Below are 17,934 nucleotides of genomic sequence, written 5' to 3'. Positions count from 1 at the left end.
TCGCGGGGGACCGGCCGCGGGCACTGCCTCCGAGCCTAGACTCCCGCGCGGTGGCGCGGGACATCGGGCCCACGGCCGCGGCGTCCGGGTGAGATAGCCGACAGGCGGACACGCGTCTCGTGCGTCGGACGGTTGACCTACGCTTGACCGGTGACCGACCCCCAGCCCTCGCTCGAGGCCCGCCGCGGCCTCGCGCGCCACGAGGTCCCCGACCCGTTGCGCAACGACGTCCGGATGCTCGGCGAGTTCCTCGGCCGCGTGATCCGCGAGTCCGGCGGCGACGACCTGTTCGACGACGTGGAGCGCGTCCGCGCGCTGACCATCCGCGCGCACGACGAGCAGGACCTGTCCGCGCTCACGGAGGCGGAGGAGCTCGTCGGCTCCTTCTCCATCGAGCGCGCCCAGCAGGTCGCCCGCGCCTTCACCTGCTACTTCCACCTGGCGAACCTCGCCGAGGAGCACCACCGCGTCCGGGTGCTGCGCGCCCGCGAGGCGGAGCTGCCGGCCGGCGAGCTCATGCAGGACGACTCCCTGCCCGCGGCGATCGACGCGCTGGCGAACGAGGTCGGCCGCGACGAGGCCGTGCGCCGGCTGCAGGAGCTCGAGTTCCGCCCGGTGCTCACCGCGCACCCGACGGAGGCCCGCCGCCGCTCGGTGTCCCGGGCGATCCGGCGCATCTCCGACCTGCTGGCCGAGCGCGACGCGCTCGCCGCCGGCGGCACCTCCCGCGCGGAGAACGACCGCCGGATCCTCGAGGAGATCGACACGCTGTGGCGCACGTCGCCGCTGCGGGCGCAGAAGCCCACGGTGCTGGACGAGGTCCGCACCGTGATGAACATCTTCGACACCACGCTGTTCGACACGTTCCCGACCGTGTACCGCCGCCTGGACGACTGGCTGTCCGGCGAGGGTGCGGGGCGGCAGCAGCCGGCGGTCCGCCCGTTCGTGCGCCTCGGTTCGTGGATCGGCGGCGACCGCGACGGCAACCCGAACGTCACCGCCGAGGTGACCCGGGCGGCCGCCGCGCTCGCGAGCGAGCACGTGCTGACTGCGCTGGAGGAGTCGGCGCGGAAGGTCTCCGCGAAGCTCACGCTCGACGACACCGGCACCCCGGCCAGCGCGGAGCTCACCGCGCTGTGGCACCGGCAGCGGGACCTGTCCGAGGACGCCGCGACCAAGGCCGCCGCCGAGGTGAGGCACCAGCCGCACCGCCGCGCGCTGCGCATGGTCGCGGAGCGGCTCGCCGCCACCCGCCGCCGGGACGCGGACCTGTCCTACGCCGGCCCGGAGGAGGTGCTGGCCGACCTCGACGTCGTGCAGCGCTCCCTGGAGGCCGCGGGCGCGACCCGTGTCGCGTTCGGCGACCTGCAGAAGCTCATCTGGCAGGTGCAGACCTTCGGGTTCCACCTCGCCGAGCTCGAGGTGCGCCAGCACTCGCAGGTGCACGCCGCCGCGCTCGCGGACATCGCGGCCAAGGGCCTCGACGGCGACCTGGAGCCGCGCACCGTCGAGGTGCTCGACACCTACCGCGCGATCGGTGCCGTGCAGCGCCGGTACGGCGTCGCCGCCGCCCGCCGGTACATCGTGTCGTTCACCCAGGCGCCGGAGCACCTGGCCGCGGTCTACCAGCTCGCCGAGCTGGTGTTCCCGGACCCGGCGACCCGGCCGGTGATCGACGCGATCCCGCTGTTCGAGACCTTCGCGGACCTCGAGGCCAGCGTCGAGATCCTGGAGTCGATGCTCACGCTGCCCGCCGTGCAGGCGCGGCTCGCGGAGAACGGCCGCCGCGTCGAGGTCATGCTGGGCTACTCGGACTCGTCCAAGGACGTCGGTCCGGTGGCCGCGACCCTGGCGCTCGACGTCGCGCAGAGCCGGATCGCCGCCTGGGCCGCGAAGCACGACATCAGCCTCACGCTGTTCCACGGCCGCGGCGGCGCCCTCGGGCGCGGCGGCGGCCCGGCCAACCGCGCCGTGCTGGCCCAGCCCCCGGGCTCGGTCGACGGCCGGTTCAAGCTCACCGAGCAGGGCGAGGTCATCTTCGCGCGCTACGGGAACCCGACGATCGGCGCCCGGCACATCGAGCAGGTGGCCGCGGCGACGCTGCTGGCCGGCGCCCCGTCGACCGAGCAGCGGAACGCGGCCGCCACCGAGCGGTTCGCCGACCTGGCGTCCGCGCTGGACGCGTCGTCCCGCACCCGGTTCTACGAGCTGGTGCGCGCCGAGGGCTTCCCGCAGTGGTTCGCGCAGGTGACCCCGCTGGAGGAGATCGGCCTGCTGCCGATCGGCTCCCGCCCGGCGCGCCGCGGCCTGTCCGTCGAGTCGCTGGACGACCTGCGGGCGATCCCGTGGGTGTTCTCCTGGTCGCAGGCCCGGACCAACCTGGCCGGCTGGTTCGGCCTCGGCACCGCGCTGGACTCCGTGGGCGACCTCGCCGAGCTGCAGGCCGCGTACGCCGAGTGGCCGCTGTTCAGCACGATGATCGACAACGTCGAGATGTCGCTGGCCAAGACGGACGAGCGCCTGGCCGAGCGGTACCTCGCGCTGGGCGACCGGGACGACCTGGCGCAGCTCGTGCTGCAGGAGATGGCGCTGACCCGGCACTGGGTGCTCGCGATCACCGGCTCCGACCGCATCCTGTCCCGCCGCCGGATCCTCGGCCGGGCCGTCCAGCTGCGCAGCCCCTACGTGGACGCGCTGTCGCTGCTGCAGATCCGGGCGCTGCGCGCGCTGCGCACCGGCGAGTCGGAGGACCTGGTCGAGGAGAACAAGCGGCTGCTGCTGCTGAGCGTCAACGGCGTGGCCGCCGGCCTGCAGAACACCGGCTGACCGGACCGGCCCCGGACGCACGACGGCCCGGTACCCCGCGAGGGGTGCCGGGCCGTCGGCGTTCCGGGGGCGTCAGGCCCAGAGGCGCTTCGTGGCGATCTGCGCACCCTCGACCAGGGTCTCGAGCTTGGCCCACGCGATCTGGTGGTGGATCCGCCCGCCGAGGCCGCAGTCGGTGGCCGCGACGACGTTCTCCCGGCCGACGAGGCGCGCGAACCGCTCGATCCGGTCGGCGACCAGCTCGGGGTGCTCGACGACGTTCGTCGCGTGCGACACCACGCCCGGGAGGATGAGCTTGCCCTCGGGGAGCTGCACGTCCTCCCAGACCCGCCACTCGTGCTCGTGCCGGACGTTGGCGGCCTCGAACGAGTAGGCCCCCGCGTTGACCTTGAGCATCGACCGGACGATGTCCTTCATCGGCAGGTCGGTGGTGTGCGGGCCGTGCCAGGAGCCCCAGCACAGGTGGTAGCGGATCCGGTCCTCGGGCAGCCCGCGCAGCGCGTGGTTGAGCGCCTCGACCCGGAGCTCGGTGAACCGCACGTAGTCCTCGACGGTCGGCTCGGGGGTGATCTGGTCCCAGTTCTCGGCCATCGACGGGTCGTCGATCTGCAGCACCAGCCCGGCGTCGATGATCGCGACGAACTCCTCGCGCAGCGCGTCGGCCAGCGCCCAGACGTACTCCTCGTCCGTCGCGTAGTAGTCGTTGTCCATCCGGGCGGCGGACGCCGGGGCGATCGAGGTGATGAAGCCCTCCTGCGCGCCGGTGGCGTCGAGCGCCGCGCGCAGGTTGGCGACGTCCGCGGCCACCGCGTCCTGGCCGGTGTAGGTCACCGGGGCCACGGCGGTCGGGAACGGCTTGGGGTCGCCGCCGTGGAACACGCCGCTCGTCGGGTCGGCGTAGGCCTCCTCGAACCGTGCCCGGTCGCGGCGCCGGCCGAAGCCGGTCACCCGGACGTCCCCGGGGCCGGACTGCACGTCCTTGAAGATCCAGCTGGCGCCGTCGCGCAGCTCCAGGCCGCCGAGCCGCTGGAACGAGTACGACCACCAGGCGCCGTAGTCGATCGCGCTGGTCATCGCCTTGCCGAACTCGCCGTCGCCGGGCACGTCCAGGCCGAGGTCGACCTGACGGCGCACCAGGTCCGTGACGGCGTCCCGGAGCAGGGCGGCGTGGTCCCCGGCGTCCTGGCCGGCCTCGCGGGCGGCGTTGGCGGCGATCAGCTCCGGCGTGCGCGGGAGGCTGCCGGCCTGGCTCGTGAGGATGTGGTCGGTGCTGCGGATCATCGGGTCTCCCGGCTCGGGGCGGACGTGCGGGCCCATCGTCGCACCGCGCCCGGACCCGGGTGGTGCCCGTCCAGGGGTCGGGCCCCGCCGTGCGTGGGTGCCGGGGTCGGTCAGGCCGCCGCCGGTCACAGCCGGGGCAGCACCTGCTCGCGCACCTGCTTGCGCAGCACCTTGCCGAGCATCGACCGCGGGGTGTCCTCGATCGCGACCACGCGCTGCGGCACCTTGTACGCCGCGAGGTGCTCCCGGCAGTACGCGCGCAGCGCCGCCTCGTCCAGGGTGGCGCCGGGCTCGAGCTCGACAGCGGCCACCACCTGCTCCCCGCCGCGCTCCAGCGGCTTGCCGATGACGGCGGCGTCGGCCACCGACGGGTGGCCGCGCAGCACGGCCTCGACCTCGGACGGGGACACGTTGAACCCGCCGGTGATGATGAGCTCCTTGGCGCGGTCCACGATCGTGGTGAACCCGTCGGCGTCGACGGTGACGACGTCGCCGGTGCGCAGCCAGCCGCCGGGCAGCAGCGTCGCGGCCGTCTCGTCGGGGTTGTTCCAGTACCCGGCGAACACCTGCGGGCCGTGCAGCAGCAGCTCGCCCGGCTCGCCCTGCGGGACGTCCGACGTCGGGTCCTCGGGGTCGACGACCCGCATCCGGGTGGACGGGAACGGGATGCCGATGGTGCCCGTGCGCCGGGTGGGGTGGAACGGGTTGCCGAGCGCCACCGGGGACGACTCCGTCATGCCGTAGCCCTCCACGAGCAGGCCACCGGACATCGACTCCCACAGCTCGACCGTGGCGTCGGGCAGGTTCATCGCCCCGGAGATGCAGAACCGGCACGACGCGAGGGAGACGCCGCGCTCCTTGGCGGCCATCGCGGTGCGCTCGTAGATGGGCGGCACCGCGCAGTAGACGGTGGCGGGCGACTTCTTCATCGCGTCGAGGACGAGCGTCGTGTCGAACTTCGGGAACAGCACGAGCAGCGCCTGCTTGCGCACGCCGTAGGTGAGGTACAGCGTCATGCCGAACGCGTGGAACATCGGCAGGATCGCGTAGAACACCTCCTTGCGGTACTCGGCCCCGTGCATCCACGCCTCGCCCTGCAGGGCGTTCGCGTACAGGTTCAGGTGGGTGAGCATCGCGCCCTTGGGGCGCCCGGTCGTGCCGGACGTGTACTGGATCGCCGCCAGGTCGGTCACGGCGGGGCGCGGGTGCGCGGGGTCGAGCGGGCCGTGGGACAGCAGGTCCTCCCACGGGATCGTCCCCGGGGCCGGCGCGGTGAGCGACCGGCGGGTGGCGCGCAGGCTCGGCACCGGCAGGGACAGCGCCGCGCGCTTCACCGCGGGGAACGCGCGCAGCAGGTTGACCGACACGACGTGGTCGACGCCGACGTCGGCCGGGAACTGGCGGACCTGCTCGACGGCCTTGTCCCAGGCGATCACGACGCGGGCCTGGTGGTCCTCGAACTGGTGCCGCAGCTCGCGGGAGGTGTACAGCGGGTTGTGCTCGACGACGACCGCGCCCAGGCGGAGCACCGCGTAGAACGCGACGACGTGCTGCGGGCAGTTCGGCAGCAGCAGCGCGACCCGGTCGCGGGGCTTCACGCCCAGCCGGCGCAGCCCCTCGGCGGCGCGCTGGACCTGCGCACCGAGCTCGGCGTACGAGGTGCGGCGGCCGAAGAACTCCAGCGCCGGCGCGCCGCCCGCCTCGGCGACGGAGCGGTCGAGCATCGCCACCAGGGACTCGGTGGGGAGCTCGATGTCGGCGGGGACGCCGGGCTGGTACTGCGCGATCCAGGGGCGGTCGTCGGTCGAGGTCATGCCGCCATCGTGGCAGCACCGGCGCCGAGCCTGCAGCGCACGCGGGGTTCGCACCCTGGAACCGCGCACCTGCTGCGGAGTCAGCGGCGGAGGCGGTGGGCGCGCCGCGGTGCGTCAGCCCAGGCGCGGGGCGCCGAACGGCACCCGCTGCGCGAGGTCCCGCAGGACGTGCAGCAGGATCCGGTTGAACGCCACCGGCGCGTGGCTGTTCACGTCGTGGCCGGCGTTCGGCACCACCCACTGCCGGGCGCCCGGGTGCGCGCCGAGGTAGCGGCGGGCGCCGAACCGCAGCGGGTCGCGGGAGCCGTTCACCAGCCAGACCGGCAGCGCGAGCCGGCGGAGGTCCTGCACCGGGGTGTAGCCGTGCAGCGCGCTCAGCATGTCCGTGACCACGTGCCAGGTGCCGCCGCCCAGGCCGAGCGCCTGCACCACCCGGCGCGACGCGCGGCGGTAGGTGCTCAGCGGCTTGCCCTTGAGGTCGGTGGAGCAGCCCGCGAGCACGACGCCGGCCAGCCGGTCCTCGTGCCGCGCGGCGTACGCGAGCGACATGTACCCGCCGAGCGACAGGCCGACGAGCAGCGGCGGCTCGGCGCAGGCGCGCACGGCGGCGTCGATCGCGGCGAGGCCGCCCTCGAACGTCAGGCGCTCGTGGGCGCGGGTGCCGTGGCCGGGCAGGTCGATCGCGATCGTCGGGTGCCCGCCCTCGGTGAGGGCGCGGACCTGGTCGTCCCAGATCTTCGACGAGGTGCGGGTGCCGTGCACGAGCACGATGGGGTGCGGCTGCTGCTGGGGGAGGGACATGCGCCGTTCCGGGGGAGGGAGCGCGGCCGTCCGTGGCCGGGCGAGGGGGCCGCGGCGGTGGTCCGGGCCGCGGGATCTCCCTCCACGGTAACCGGCCAACCTGGGACGCGCCTGAGACCGCCGCGGTTCACCCGGGTGAGCCGCCGCGCCGCCGGGCGCACCAGCAGGTCAGACCCCGAGCAGCCCCCGGCGGTGCGCGATGGCCACCGCCTCGGCCCGTCCGCCGGCGCCCAGCTTGTCCAGCACGCGGGACATGTGCACCGACACCGTCTTGCCGCTGATGTAGAGCCGCTCGCCGATCTGCCGGTTGCTCAGACCCTCGGCGGCGAGCGCCAGTACCTCGGACTCCCGGCCCGTGAGCACGTCCGTGCCGCCGGCCACCACGCCCGGGACGTCGAGCCGCCCGCGGCGCGCGAGGTCGGTGACGGCGGTGACCAGGGGGGCGGCGCCGACGGCCCGTGCCTCGGCGAGGGCCGCCGCCGCCACCTCGCCCGCGGCGGCCCGGTCGCCCGCGCCGAGCAGCGCCTCGGCGTGCCGCCAGCGGGTGCGCGCGAGCTCGTACCGGTAGCCGTAGTCGAACTCCGCGACGGCCACCGCCCACGCGTCCGGGTCGGCGACGCCGAGCAGGCGGGCGTGCTCGGCGTGCGCGCGGGCCAGCCAGGCGCGTCCCTCCGGCCCGAGCTGCCCGCCCCGCGGGCGGCCGCGGTCGGCGGTGACCACGGCACGGTTGAGCAGCCGCGCGCCCAGGTCGAGCCGCGGGGCGGGGTCCCGGCCCGCGAGCCGGTCGGCGGCTGCCTGGTCGGCGAGGGCGGCGATCCCCAGGGCGGACAGCCAGATGCCGCCGAGGAAGTAGTCGGACCACACGCGGCTGATCTCGTCGATCAGCTCGTGCGCGAGGGCGACCGCCTCGTCCAGCCGCCCGGCCCAGGTGAGGGCGTCGACGGCGCAGCCGCCCGCGATGAGCGTGATCATCGTGTCGTCGTGCTGGCCGTGCAGCAGGGAGAGCCCGCGCTCGGCCGCGTCCGCGTCGCCGCGCGCGACGGCCGCGTACATCTGCACCCCGTCGACCGCGGAGGCGGCGCGCGGCGGGCCGGGGTCGGCGCTCGGCGCGGGCGGGGTGAGGTCGCCCCGGGTGTACCGGACGATCTCCGCGAACAGCCGCAGCTCGACGCCGTAGGCGCTCCAGGTCAGCCCGGACCGGGCCGCGAGCTCCAGGCCGACGGCGGTGGTCGCGGCGGCCTCGTCGAGCCGGCCCGCGTAGTACCGGTTGGCCGCGAGGTTGTACGTGCAGCGCAGCTCCGTCGTGGTGTCGCCGGCGTCCCGCGCGCGGTGCAGGGCCACGGTCAGCAGGTCGGCGGCGCGGTCCCGGTCGTCCACCACGAGCACGGCGAGCGAGATGAGCGCGTCGGCCTCGGCGTCCACCGCACCCGCGGCGCGGGCCTCGTCCACGGCCGCGGCCGCGGACACCTCGGCCTGGTCGTCCAGGTCGGAGTTGAGCGCGGCCCGGGCGTGCGTGGCGAGCGCCCAGGCGCGCGCCGCGTCCGGGGTGCCGCCCAGGTCCGCCAGCGCCTCGAGCGCGCGGTCGGTCTCGCGCAGCGCCTCGTCCACCCGCTCGGCGCCGAGCAGGTGCCGGGCCAGGGTGGTGCGCAGCGCGGCGACCCGGCGGGCCTCGGCGCCGTCCGCCGCACCCCGGGGCTCGACCGCCGCGACGGCCTCCCGCGCCATCGCGACGGCCCGGTCGCTGAGCCCGGCCCGACCGCCGGCCGCGGCCGCGGCGAGCAGCACGTCCACCCGCTCCTCGCCGAGGTCCTCGGCGGCGGTGGGGACGCCGGGCCAGAGCCGGAGCACCGTCTCCAGGTGGCGCAGCTCCTCCGCCGGCGCGAGCACCCGGCCGGCCTCGCGGGCGGCGTCCCGGGAGGCGAGCAGCGCCAGCCGGTTGTCGTGCGACAGCAGCGCGTGGTGCGCGCGCTCCGCGGGCGTGGCGAGCGACGGGTCGGCCGCGGCGGCCAGCAGGTAGTCCCGGTGCAGCGCGACCTGCTCGCCCGGGAGCAGGTCGGCGTACACGGCCTCGGCCAGCAGCGCGTGCCGGAAGGCGATCCGGCGGTCCTCGCCCACCAGCACGTGGTGCGCGACGGCGTCCCGCAGCGCCGCATCGAACGCCGCCTGCCGCGCCGGGTCGTCCGTGGTGCCCGCCACGACCGCGCGCAGCAGCGGCTCGGCGACCCGGCGCCCGGCGGCCGAGGCGGCGCGCACGAGCCGCTGGACCTCGGGGTCGAGCACCTCCAGCCGGGCGCGGAGTACGTCCGCGAGCGTGCCGGGCAGCTCGGCGCCGGCGCCGCGGGCCTCCGTCAGCTCCTCGGCGAAGTACGCGTTGCCCTCGGAGCGGCGCTGGATCCGCCGCAGCGCGGACTCGGGCAGCGGCTGCCCCGCCAGCCCGGTGGTGAAGGCGCGCAGCTCGTCCGGCGTGAACGGCGGCAGGTCGATGCGCTCGACGCGCGGGTGCCGGCCGAGCTCGGCCAGCACGGGGCGCAGCGGGTGCCGGCGGTGCAGGTCGTCCGCGCGGTAGGACCCCACCAGCAGCACCGGCTCCGCGCGGAGCCGGGCGACCAGGAACCGGAGGAGGTCACGGCTGGACGAGTCGGCCCAGTGCAGGTCCTCCAGCACCAGGACCAGCGGGCGCTCCGGGGTCCCGGCGGCGGCGAGCGCGGCCGCCACGCCGTCGAACAGCTGCAGCCGCTCGGCCTGCTCGTCGGCCCCGGTGCGGGCCGGGTCCGCCGAACCCGCCGCGCCCGACGGCAGCAGCCGGCGCAGCGCGGGCCGCGCGGCCACCACCTCGGCGACGCCCGGGCAGTCCGCGTCGACGATCTGGTGCAGCGCGTCGGCGAAGGGCAGGTAGGGCAGGCCGATCTCGCCCAGGTCGATGCAGTGGCTGATCACCACGGTGGCCCCGCGCTCGGTGGCGAGCCGGGCCGTGTGCGTCAGCAGCCGGGTCTTGCCGACCCCGGCGTCCGCCCCCAGCAGCACCAGGCCGGGCTCGCCGGTCGCGGCGCGCTCGACGGCCGCGAGCAGCGCCGCGACCTCCTCGTCGCGGGCGACGAAGGGCGCGCGTCCCACCGACCGGCTCATGGGGTCGATGGTCGCAGCCTCCACCGACACGCGTCCCCTCCTTCTGCCGTCGGCGGATCAGCGGCGTCCGCGCCGCCAGCGCCAGCCCAGGTCGGACCCGCGCACGGCCGCGCGGACGACCTCCTGGCGGTAGGCCACCTCGGCGTCGAGCGCCGGGCCCCAGATGGTGTCCATGTCGGTCTCCCCTGTGGTGCGTGCCCCGCCGGTCCGGCGGTGGCGTGCCGGGCCCCTCCCGGCAGGAACCACACTGGTGCTGAGGCCGGGGGCGCCGGATCGGTCGACCGACCAGTCCGGGGGCACGGCTCGCCGGTGCGACCCGGCTGAGGCGGCCCTGAGGCGGCTCCGTGCGGACTGAGGTGCCCCTGAGGAGCACCTGAGGTGACCGGCCGGGCAGCCGGGGCCCGTGCCGGCGACCGCCGGCGACCGTGCCGGTCGTGCGGTTCGTGCCGGTCGTGCCGGTCGTGCGAGGCTCGGGTGCATGACCGCGACCACCGGCCCCCGCCCCGCCCCCGCGCGCGACGTGCTCGGCGAGGTGTACGACGCCGTCCTGTTCGACATGGACGGCACGCTGATCTCGTCGACCCGCTCGGTCGAGCGGTGCTGGCTCCGGTTCGCCGCGGAGTTCGGCGCGCCGACCGCGGACCTCGCGCCGTTCCGGTTCCACGGCGTCCCCGGTCGGGACATCGTCGACCTGCTGCTGCCCGACCGGGACCCGGAGGTGCGCGCCGCGGCCCTCGCCCGGGTGGTCGACCTCGAGGTGTCCGACACCGAGGGCATCGAGGTGCTGCCGGGGGCGGCCGACGCGCTGCGGCTCGGCGCGGCAGGGCGCGCGGCCGTCGTCACCTCCTGCGGGGCCCGCCTGGCCGCCGCCCGGGTCGCCGCGGTGGACCTCCCGGTGCCGCCGGTCGTGGTCACCGCCGACGACGTCGAGCGGGGCAAGCCCGACCCCGAGCCGTACCGCGCGGGTGCCGCCCGGCTGGGCGTGGACGTCCGGCGCTGCCTGGTGGTCGAGGACGCCGAGTCCGGCGTGCTGTCGGGGCGCGCGGCGGGTGCGGCCGTCCTCGCCCTCCGGACGACCGAGCCCGAGGGTCCGGGCGGCGGTGCCGACCTGGTCGTGGCGGACCTGTCCGCCGTGCGGTTCGAGGTCACCGGGGCGGGCGTGCGGGTGCGGCCGGCCTGAGCCCCGCGGGCTCCGGGCGCCCGGGGTGCGCCCGGACCGGTTCCCGCCGCCGGTCAGGGTGCGGTTCAGGGTCCGGCCAGGGTCGGTCCCGGATGTGCGCCGCGAGCGGGACCGGCACCGTAGGGGGTGTCGCGGAGCACCGCGGCGCACAGCGGCACCCGACGGGAGAGAACGACGATGACCGGCATCTACGAGTCCCTGTGGCGGAGCGGCCTGGTCCGGCCGCTGGACGGCCGGGTCCTGGGCGGCGTCTGCGCCGGCCTCGCGCGGCGGTTCGGCATCGACGCGTGGCCGATGCGCTGGCTGCTCCTGATCGTGATGATCGTCCTGCCGGGCAGCCCGCTGCTGATCTACCCGCTGCTGTGGATCTTCATGCCGGGTGAGGACTGGGTGGCCCGGGTGCACGGGCCGTCCGCGTACGCGCAGGCGTTCCCGGGCGCGCGGCCCGGCTACCCGGCGCCGCAGCAGCCGCCGTACGCGCAGCAGCCCCCCTACGCCCAGTCGTCCCCGTACGCGCAGTCGTCCGCCGGCGCGGCCGAGCAGCCGCCGGCCCCGCAGCCGCCCACGGCCCCGCAGCCGCCGCAGGACCCCGCGGGCGGCCCGCGCTGACCCTCAGCCCACCAGCACGTTGTACCGCGGGGCCGGGAGGAGGGACCCGGTCTCGCGGAGCCACCGCGGGGACGCCTCGACGGGGAACGCGGTGACCGGGCGCACGCCGCCCGGCCCGACCCACCCGTAGACCAGCGCCCCGCCCCCGACGCCCTGCGCACGGACCACCACCGTGCGCAGGGCGTCGGCCGTGCCGGGGACGGCGTCGTCCCGGACCAGCAGCGCCCCCGCGGGGTCCGCCAGCACCGGGAGCACGGCGTCGGTCACCCGCTCCAGCAGCGTCCGGCCGTCCGGACGGTGCCAGGGGAGCAGGTGCCGCGGGTCGAGCCCCAGCGCGGCGGCCAGCGCGCCGCCGGTCCACCGGTCGCGCTTGCGCCCGAACGACGTCGTGGCCGTCGACAGCAGGTATCCGTACACGTGGGCCAGGCCGGCGTCGGTGCCGGGGAACTCGACCGGGAGCCCGGCGCGGCGCTGCAGCCAGCCGAGCACCTGCTCCGGCACCACCGGGGCGCCGGTCAGCTCGTCCACGACCGTCGACCGGCCCCACCGGCCGAACGTCCCGCGCTCGCGGTCGTCGTCGACCTGCGTGGCGAGCCACCCGACGACCCCGTCGGGGCGCAGGACGCGGTCGGGGTCGAACGCCGCGGCGCGGGCGGCGTCGTCGAGGGCACGCAGCGCGGCGGCGTCCGGGGGGTCGGACGGGGCGACGCCGTCGGACGCGGCGACGCGCTCGGGTGCGGCGACGCGGTCGGTGCGCGGGGCGGGCGCGGCAGGCGTGCGGGGGAGGTCGTCGGGCACGGCGGGCGTGCGGGGGAGGTCGTCGGGCACGGCGGCACGCTAGCCGCGCGTCCCGGCGCCGAGGGGCCGCCCGGACCACCCCGGTGCGCCCGGGGGCGAGTGTTCGCCCGCCGTTCACCGGTGTTCACCCACCCGTGGTCATCTCGTCCAGAACGGACCCCTAGCGTGGACGGTGCGTCCAGACGGGCGTGATCCACCGGGCGACCCGCCCCCGCACGTCAGGCGATCCGTGAGCCGTACCGACACCCTCCTCCTGCTCGACTTCGACGGCACCGTCGCCGTCGGGCACGGGCCGGTGCACGCCTACGCCCGCGCCGCGGCGGCGAGCCTGGCTCCCGACGCCCGTCGCGCGTTCCTCACCGAGGCGACCGCCGCGGTCGAGCAGCTGGGCGACCCGGACCCGGCCGGTCGGCGGGCGGGTCGGGCCGGCGCCCGCGGCGGGTCCGGCGACGGCCTGCTGCCGCTCGACGGCTACGACCTGGTGCGCGTCCTCGCGGAGCAGCACGGCGTCGGCCCGCTCGCGCTGTCGGCCGCCTACCTCGCGAGCCGGCACGCCCTCGGCACCGACGACGCCCCGGTGGCGGCTCCGCCGGGCCTGACCGCCGTGCTCGCGGAGGTCCGCACCGAGGCCACCGTCGTGCTCGCCACCAACGCCCCGGCCATCCGGCTCCGGGAGACGCTCGCGGCGCTCGGACTGGCCGGCCTCCTCGACGGCGTGCTGACCGAGGTCGGCAAGCCGGCGGGCATGGCGGCCGTGCTCGACCGGCTCGGCGTCGCCCCGGCCGGCCCGGTCCGCGCGCTCAGCATCGGCGACGTCTGGGCGAACGACCTGGCGCCCGTCGCCGCCCGCGGTCACGCGACCGCGCTCATCTCCCGGCGCCCGCCGCCGGAGGCCCGCCCCACGTGGACCGTCCCCGACCTGCCGGCGCTGTACCCGGCGCTCCGGGACTGGGTCCGCGCGAGCGGGCGCACCGCACCGTCCGAGTCCCAGCCCCAGCCCGCCCGGGTCCCCGCCCGGGTCACGACCGAAGGATGACCATGTCGAAGCACGTCCTGCCCGGCGCCGCCCTGCTGGCCGTCGCCGCGCTCGCCCTGTCGGCCTGCTCCGGCGACGCCGAGGCCTCGCCGTCCGCCGCCGAGACGGCCGCCGACCCCACGTCGCTCACCCTCGCGCTCGTCCCGTCGCAGGACCAGGACGGTCTCGTCGACACCGCGAAGCCGCTCACCGACCACCTCACCGAGGAGCTCGGCATCGAGGTGACCGGTGTGGTGTCGAAGGACTACCAGGCCGCCGTCGAGGCGATGGGCGCCGACCAGGCGCAGATCGGCTTCCTGCCCTCGCTCCAGCTGTGGCAGGCGTCGGACATGTACGACGCCAGCGTCGTCCTGCAGACCGAGCGCAACGGCAACATCTCGTACCCGGCCCAGTTCATGACCAACAACCCGGACAAGTACTGCGAGGACGAGCCCGTCGAGCGCGACGGCATGCTCTTCTGCAACGGCGCCGACGCCCTGCAGGGCCCCGCAGGCCTGGACTCGATCACCAAGGTCGAGGGCGCCAAGGTCGCCCTCCTCGGCCCGGCCTCGCCGGCCGGCTACATCTACCCCGTCCTCGCGCTGCAGGAGGCCGGCCTCGACACCGACGCCGACATCGAGCAGCTCCCGGTGACGGCGAACGACGCCTCGGTGCTGGCCGTCTACAACGGCGACGCCGAGGTCGGCTTCTCGTTCTGGGACGCCCGCACCATCGTCGCGAGCGACACCCCGGACGTCGGCCAGAAGGTCGTCGTCTTCGCCCTGACCGAGGAGATCCCGAACGACGGCGTCGCGCTCGCGGCCTCCCTGTCGCCCGAGCTCCAGGACCGCATCACCACGGCGCTCGAGGACTTCTCGAACACCGAGGAGGGCTCGCAGGTGCTCACCGACATCTACTCGATCTCCAAGCTCGCCCCGGCCGACCCGGCGTCGCTCGACGTCGTCGCCCGCGCGGCGGAGAAGCTCGGCCTGCAGTGAGCGTCGGCCTCCGGGCCGCCTCGGGCGGCGCGGCCGCGGCGGACTCCGCCGCGGCCGCGCTGCCCGCGCCGTGGCCCGTCCGGATGCGCGACGTCGTCGTGCGGTACCCGAACGGCGTGACCGCCCTCGACGGCGTCTCGCTCGACCTCGAGCCGGGCGAGATGGTGGCCGTCGTCGGCCTGTCCGGCTCCGGCAAGTCGTCGATGATCCGCACGCTCAACGGCCTGGTGCCGGTCACCTCCGGCACCGTCGAGGTCGGCGGCCACGACGTGACCGCGGCCCACGGCCGCGCGCTGCGCGCGCTGCGCGGCGAGGTCGGGATGATCTTCCAGAGCTTCAACCTGGCCGGCCGCGCCACCGTGCTGCAGAACGTCCTCGTCGGCCGGGTCGCGCACGCGCCGACCTGGCGCACGCTGCTCGGCGCGCACACCGCGCAGGACAGGGCCGTGGCGTACGAGGCGCTGGACCGGGTCGGCATGCTCGACCGGGCCTGGCACCGCGCCGCCCACCTGTCCGGCGGGCAGCAGCAGCGCGTCGCGATCGCCCGGGCGCTGGCCCAGCAGCCGCGCGCCGTGCTGGCCGACGAGCCCGTCGCCAGCCTCGACCCGCCCACCGCGCACGGCGTCATGTCGGACCTGCGCCGGGTCAACCGCGAGCTCGGCATCACCGTCGTCGTGAACCTGCACCTGCTCGACCTCGCCCGGGAGTACGGGACGCGGCTGATCGGGCTGCGGGCCGGTCAGGTCGTCTACGACGGCCCCGCGGCCGACGCCAGCGACCGGGTGTTCGAGGACATCTACGGCCGGTCGATCCGCCCCGACGACGTGCTGGGCTCGTGAGCGCCGCCGACGTCGCCGCGCCCGTCCGCCCGGGGCGCGCCGGGCGCCCCGCACCGGTGCCCCCGCGGCGCCCCGCGGGGCGGTGGAAGGCCGCCGCCGGCTGGGCCGGCGTGGTCGCGGTCACCGCGCTCACGCTCGCCCCCGGGATCGGCGTCGAGGTCGACCTCGGCGCGCTCGCCCGGAACTGGCGGAACGGCGCCGACAAGATCGTCGCGCTGCTCCAGCCGGACTGGTCGTTCTTCCCGCGCACCGTCGAGCCGCTGCTCGAGACGCTGCAGATGGCGGTGATCGCCACGGCCGTCGCCGGCGTCGTCGCCCTGCCGCTCAGCCTGTGGGCCGCGCGCACCACCAACCCGCACCCGGTCCTGCGCGGCGCCGTCCGCGGCGTGCTGAACGTCGTGCGGGCCGTGCCCGACCTGCTCTACGCGTCCGTGCTCGTCGCGATGGTCGGCGTCGGCGCGCTGCCCGGCATCCTCGCGCTCGTGCTGTTCGACGTCGGCATCGTCGTCAAGCTCGTCTCCGAGCAGCTGGAGGCCGCCGACACCGGCGCGCTCGAGGCGGCCCGCGCGGCGGGCGGCACCCAGCTCCAGGTGAACCGCTCCGTCGCGGTGCCGGACATGATGCCCGGCTTCTGGAACCAGCTGCTCTACGTCCTGGAGCTCAACGTCCGCGCGTCGTCGGTGCTCGGCCTGGTCGGCGCGGGCGGCATGGGCCTGCTCATCGACGCCGTGCGGTCGTTCTACCGGTACGACCAGCTCTCGCTCATCATCCTGGAGATCCTCGTCGTGGTGCTCGTCCTCGAGGCCGTCAGCAGCGCCGCCCGCCGGAGGCTGACGTGACCGCCCCCGCCGCGCCCGCCACCACCCGCCCCGGCCGGGGCGCCCCGCTGGTCGGCGCCGTCGTCCCGCCGCCGCGCCCGTCCCGGCTCGCGCTCCGCGCGCTGTCCGCGGCCGTCGTCGTGGTCGTCGTCGCCGCTTTCTGGTCGGTCGACATCTCCTGGGGTCGGCTCGCCGACCTGCCGTCGGAGGTCGTCCGCTACCTGTGGCTGATGTTCAGCGCCCCCGACTGGTCCGCGTTTCCCGAGGCGCTGCGGCAGACCTGGCGATCCGTCGCGATGGCCTGGCTCGGCACCGTGCTCGGCATCCTCGTCGCCACGCCGCTCAGCCTGCTCGCCGCGCGCGGCCACGGGCCCGCGCCGGTGCGCGGCGCGCTGCGCCTGGTGTTCGCCGTGATCCGGGCCGTGCCCGAGATCATCATCGCCATCGTGATCCTCTCCGTCACCGGCCTGACCCCGCTGACCGGCGCCCTGGCGCTCGCGGTCAACGGCGTCGGCACCCTCGGCAAGTGGGGCTACGAGGCGATCGAGGGCATCGGCCGCGGCCCCGTCGAGGCCGTGCGCGCCGCCGGCGGCTCCGGCGCCCACGTGCTCCGCTGGGGCGTCTGGCCCGAGGTGCTGCCCGCGTTCGGGTCGTTCTGGCTCTACCGGTTCGAGATCAACGTCCGCTCGTCCGCCGTGCTCGGCCTCATCGGCGTCGGCGGCATCGGTGACATGCTCACCTCCTACACGCAGTACCGGCAGTGGTCGACGGTCGGCGTGCTGCTCATCGTGGTCGTCGTCGTCACCGTGGCGGTCGACGCCGCGTCCGGGGCCCTGCGCCGCCGGATCATGGAGGGAGCCCGTTCCCGTGCCGTCCAGCCCTGACGTCGTCGCGCACCCCACCGTGCGGATCGCCACCGCGCTGCCCACCGTGCTCGCCAGCGAGCGCCGTGTGCTCGAGGAGGTGCTGCACCAGCCCGAGCGGGTCGTGGAGAGCACCGCCCAGGAGGTCGCCGACCGGGTCGGCGTCGGACGGTCGACCGTCGTGCGTGCCTGCCAGGCCATCGGCTACAAGGGCTACCCGCAGCTGCGGGTGGCGCTCGCGGCCGAGCTCGCCCACCGGGACGACGAGGTCGACTACGGGTCGAGCGCGCTCGGCCGGCTCCGCGCGGACATCGCGGCGCTCGCGGCGGCCCTGCCGCAGGTGACGGCCGTCCTCGACGAGGACACCGTCGAGCGGGCGGTCGGCGTGCTCACCGCGTCCCGGCGGCTGCTCGTGCTCGCCAACGGCCTGTCCGCGCCGCTGGCCACCGACATGGCCATGCGGCTGACCGCCGTCGGCCGGCCCGCCGACTTCGTCGCCGACTCCATCGGGCAGCAGATCGCCGCCCGCGGGCTCGTGCCCGGGGACGGCTGCGTGGTCCTCAGCGGTTCCGGCGCCAGCGAGGCGACGCTCAAGGTGGCGAGGGCGGCGCGGCAGGGGGGCGCCGCCGTCGTCGCCGTGACGTCGTTCCGCGGGTCGCCGCTCGGGGAGCTCGCCGACGTGGAGCTCGTCGTGGCACCTGCCGCCACGACCTTCCAGCACGAGCTGGAGCGCACCTCCCGGATCGCCCTGGCGGTGCTCGTGGAGTCGCTCGTGGGGGTCGTGGCGGCGCGGTCGGGGTCGGTCGCGCAGGCGACGCACGACCAGGTCCTCGACATCCTCAGCGACAACCTCGCGGACTGAGGCCGGGGCCCCGGCACGCCGCCCCGGGGACGCTCCTATGGTTCGTCAAGCCGGTAGGCAGCTGTGTTCGAGCTGTCGGAACAGGTCGCGGGCGATGTAGCGCT

General features: G+C 76.1%; 14 protein-coding genes. 9 read left to right on the top strand and 5 right to left on the bottom strand.

Annotated elements, in window-relative coordinates:
• Positions 1–150: 150 nt before the first annotated feature.
• On the top strand, positions 151–2,826 hold the full coding sequence (locus tag FS882_RS00070) for a phosphoenolpyruvate carboxylase (RefSeq protein ID WP_262347951.1): 2,676 nt from the start codon (positions 151–153) through the stop codon (positions 2,824–2,826).
• A gap of 72 nt (positions 2,827–2,898) precedes the next feature.
• Here FS882_RS00070 and FS882_RS00065 read toward each other — a convergent pair whose 3' ends face one another.
• From FS882_RS00065 to FS882_RS00050, 4 genes are all read right to left on the bottom strand, one after another.
• Positions 2,899–4,107, bottom strand: a complete 1,209-nt coding sequence (locus tag FS882_RS00065) for a cobalamin-independent methionine synthase II family protein (protein ID WP_158369603.1) — start codon at positions 4,105–4,107, stop codon at positions 2,899–2,901.
• A 125-nt stretch (positions 4,108–4,232) separates the two neighbouring features.
• Entirely contained in the window at positions 4,233–5,921 is a 1,689-nt protein-coding gene (locus FS882_RS00060; RefSeq protein ID WP_158369601.1) for a long-chain-fatty-acid--CoA ligase, read from the bottom strand.
• 114 nt (positions 5,922–6,035) lie between these two features.
• Positions 6,036–6,722 carry an alpha/beta fold hydrolase gene (locus FS882_RS00055; protein ID WP_187365048.1) on the bottom strand — a complete coding sequence of 229 codons (687 nt, stop codon included), beginning with the start codon at positions 6,720–6,722 and terminating at the stop codon, positions 6,036–6,038.
• Between the two features lie 168 nt (positions 6,723–6,890).
• Positions 6,891–9,848, bottom strand: coding sequence for a helix-turn-helix transcriptional regulator (locus FS882_RS00050; RefSeq protein WP_158369599.1), 2,958 nt, complete (start codon positions 9,846–9,848; stop codon positions 6,891–6,893).
• A gap of 478 nt (positions 9,849–10,326) precedes the next feature.
• On the opposite strand from FS882_RS00050, the gene FS882_RS00045 reads away from it, so the two are divergent.
• The gene (locus FS882_RS00045) at positions 10,327–11,028 is read left to right on the top strand and encodes an HAD family hydrolase (protein WP_158369597.1); all 702 of its coding nucleotides are present in this window, start codon (positions 10,327–10,329) and stop codon (positions 11,026–11,028) included.
• A 177-nt stretch (positions 11,029–11,205) separates the two neighbouring features.
• Positions 11,206–11,637 (top strand): PspC domain-containing protein, encoded by a 432-nt coding sequence (locus FS882_RS20750; protein ID WP_187365047.1) that lies wholly within the window; start codon positions 11,206–11,208, stop codon positions 11,635–11,637.
• A gap of 3 nt (positions 11,638–11,640) precedes the next feature.
• Here the strand turns inward: FS882_RS20750 and FS882_RS00035 are convergent, their stop codons facing one another.
• The gene (locus FS882_RS00035; RefSeq protein WP_158369595.1) at positions 11,641–12,465 is read right to left on the bottom strand and encodes an amino acid deaminase; all 825 of its coding nucleotides are present in this window, start codon (positions 12,463–12,465) and stop codon (positions 11,641–11,643) included.
• Positions 12,466–12,664: 199 nt separating this feature from the next.
• Between FS882_RS00035 and FS882_RS00030 the strand changes: the two genes are divergently transcribed.
• The 6 genes from FS882_RS00030 to FS882_RS00005 all read left to right on the top strand — a co-directional run bounded on the left by FS882_RS00030 (position 12,665) and on the right by FS882_RS00005 (position 17,830).
• Positions 12,665–13,471: an HAD family hydrolase gene (locus FS882_RS00030; RefSeq protein WP_187365046.1), complete on the top strand. Its 807-nt coding sequence runs from the start codon at positions 12,665–12,667 to the stop codon at positions 13,469–13,471.
• A gap of 2 nt (positions 13,472–13,473) precedes the next feature.
• Complete coding sequence (phnD, locus tag FS882_RS00025) at positions 13,474–14,448, top strand: phosphate/phosphite/phosphonate ABC transporter substrate-binding protein (protein WP_410053251.1); 975 nt, start codon at positions 13,474–13,476, stop codon at positions 14,446–14,448.
• An 83-nt stretch (positions 14,449–14,531) separates the two neighbouring features.
• Positions 14,532–15,287: a phosphonate ABC transporter ATP-binding protein gene (gene phnC / locus FS882_RS00020; protein ID WP_158370351.1), complete on the top strand. Its 756-nt coding sequence runs from the start codon at positions 14,532–14,534 to the stop codon at positions 15,285–15,287.
• Complete coding sequence (gene phnE, locus FS882_RS00015) at positions 15,284–16,126, top strand: phosphonate ABC transporter, permease protein PhnE (protein WP_187365045.1); 843 nt, start codon at positions 15,284–15,286, stop codon at positions 16,124–16,126. Before phnC ends, phnE (FS882_RS00015) begins: the two co-directional genes overlap by 4 nt.
• Positions 16,123–16,989, top strand: a complete 867-nt coding sequence (gene phnE / locus FS882_RS00010) for a phosphonate ABC transporter, permease protein PhnE (protein WP_410053250.1) — start codon at positions 16,123–16,125, stop codon at positions 16,987–16,989. Before phnE (FS882_RS00015) ends, phnE (FS882_RS00010) begins: the two co-directional genes overlap by 4 nt.
• The gene (locus FS882_RS00005) at positions 16,973–17,830 is read left to right on the top strand and encodes a MurR/RpiR family transcriptional regulator (protein ID WP_187365044.1); all 858 of its coding nucleotides are present in this window, start codon (positions 16,973–16,975) and stop codon (positions 17,828–17,830) included. The genes phnE (FS882_RS00010) and FS882_RS00005 overlap by 17 nt, the downstream gene beginning before the upstream one ends.
• Positions 17,831–17,934 lie beyond the last annotated feature (104 nt).

It is taken from the genome of Cellulosimicrobium cellulans (assembly GCF_007679345.1).
In the GTDB taxonomy this organism is placed as follows: domain Bacteria; phylum Actinomycetota; class Actinomycetes; order Actinomycetales; family Cellulomonadaceae; genus Cellulomonas; species Cellulomonas cellulans_A.
This window is presented reverse-complemented; position numbering and strand designations above follow the sequence as displayed.

Bases quoted from the DNA above. Each gene is read 5' to 3' on its own strand.
- FS882_RS20750 (WP_187365047.1), top strand. From the start codon at position 11,206: ATGACCGGCATCTACGAGTCCCTGTGGCGGAGCGGCCTGGTCCGGCCG.
- FS882_RS00045 (WP_158369597.1), top strand. From the start codon at position 10,327: ATGACCGCGACCACCGGCCCCCGCCCCGCCCCCGCGCGCGACGTGCTC.
- FS882_RS00055 (WP_187365048.1), bottom strand. From the start codon at position 6,722: ATGTCCCTCCCCCAGCAGCAGCCGCACCCCATCGTGCTCGTGCACGGC.
- phnD (WP_410053251.1), top strand. From the start codon at position 13,474: ATGTCGAAGCACGTCCTGCCCGGCGCCGCCCTGCTGGCCGTCGCCGCG.
- FS882_RS00065 (WP_158369603.1), bottom strand. From the start codon at position 4,107: ATGATCCGCAGCACCGACCACATCCTCACGAGCCAGGCCGGCAGCCTC.
- FS882_RS00060 (WP_158369601.1), bottom strand. From the start codon at position 5,921: ATGACCTCGACCGACGACCGCCCCTGGATCGCGCAGTACCAGCCCGGC.
- phnC (WP_158370351.1), top strand. From the start codon at position 14,532: ATGCGCGACGTCGTCGTGCGGTACCCGAACGGCGTGACCGCCCTCGAC.
- FS882_RS00050 (WP_158369599.1), bottom strand. From the start codon at position 9,848: ATGAGCCGGTCGGTGGGACGCGCGCCCTTCGTCGCCCGCGACGAGGAG.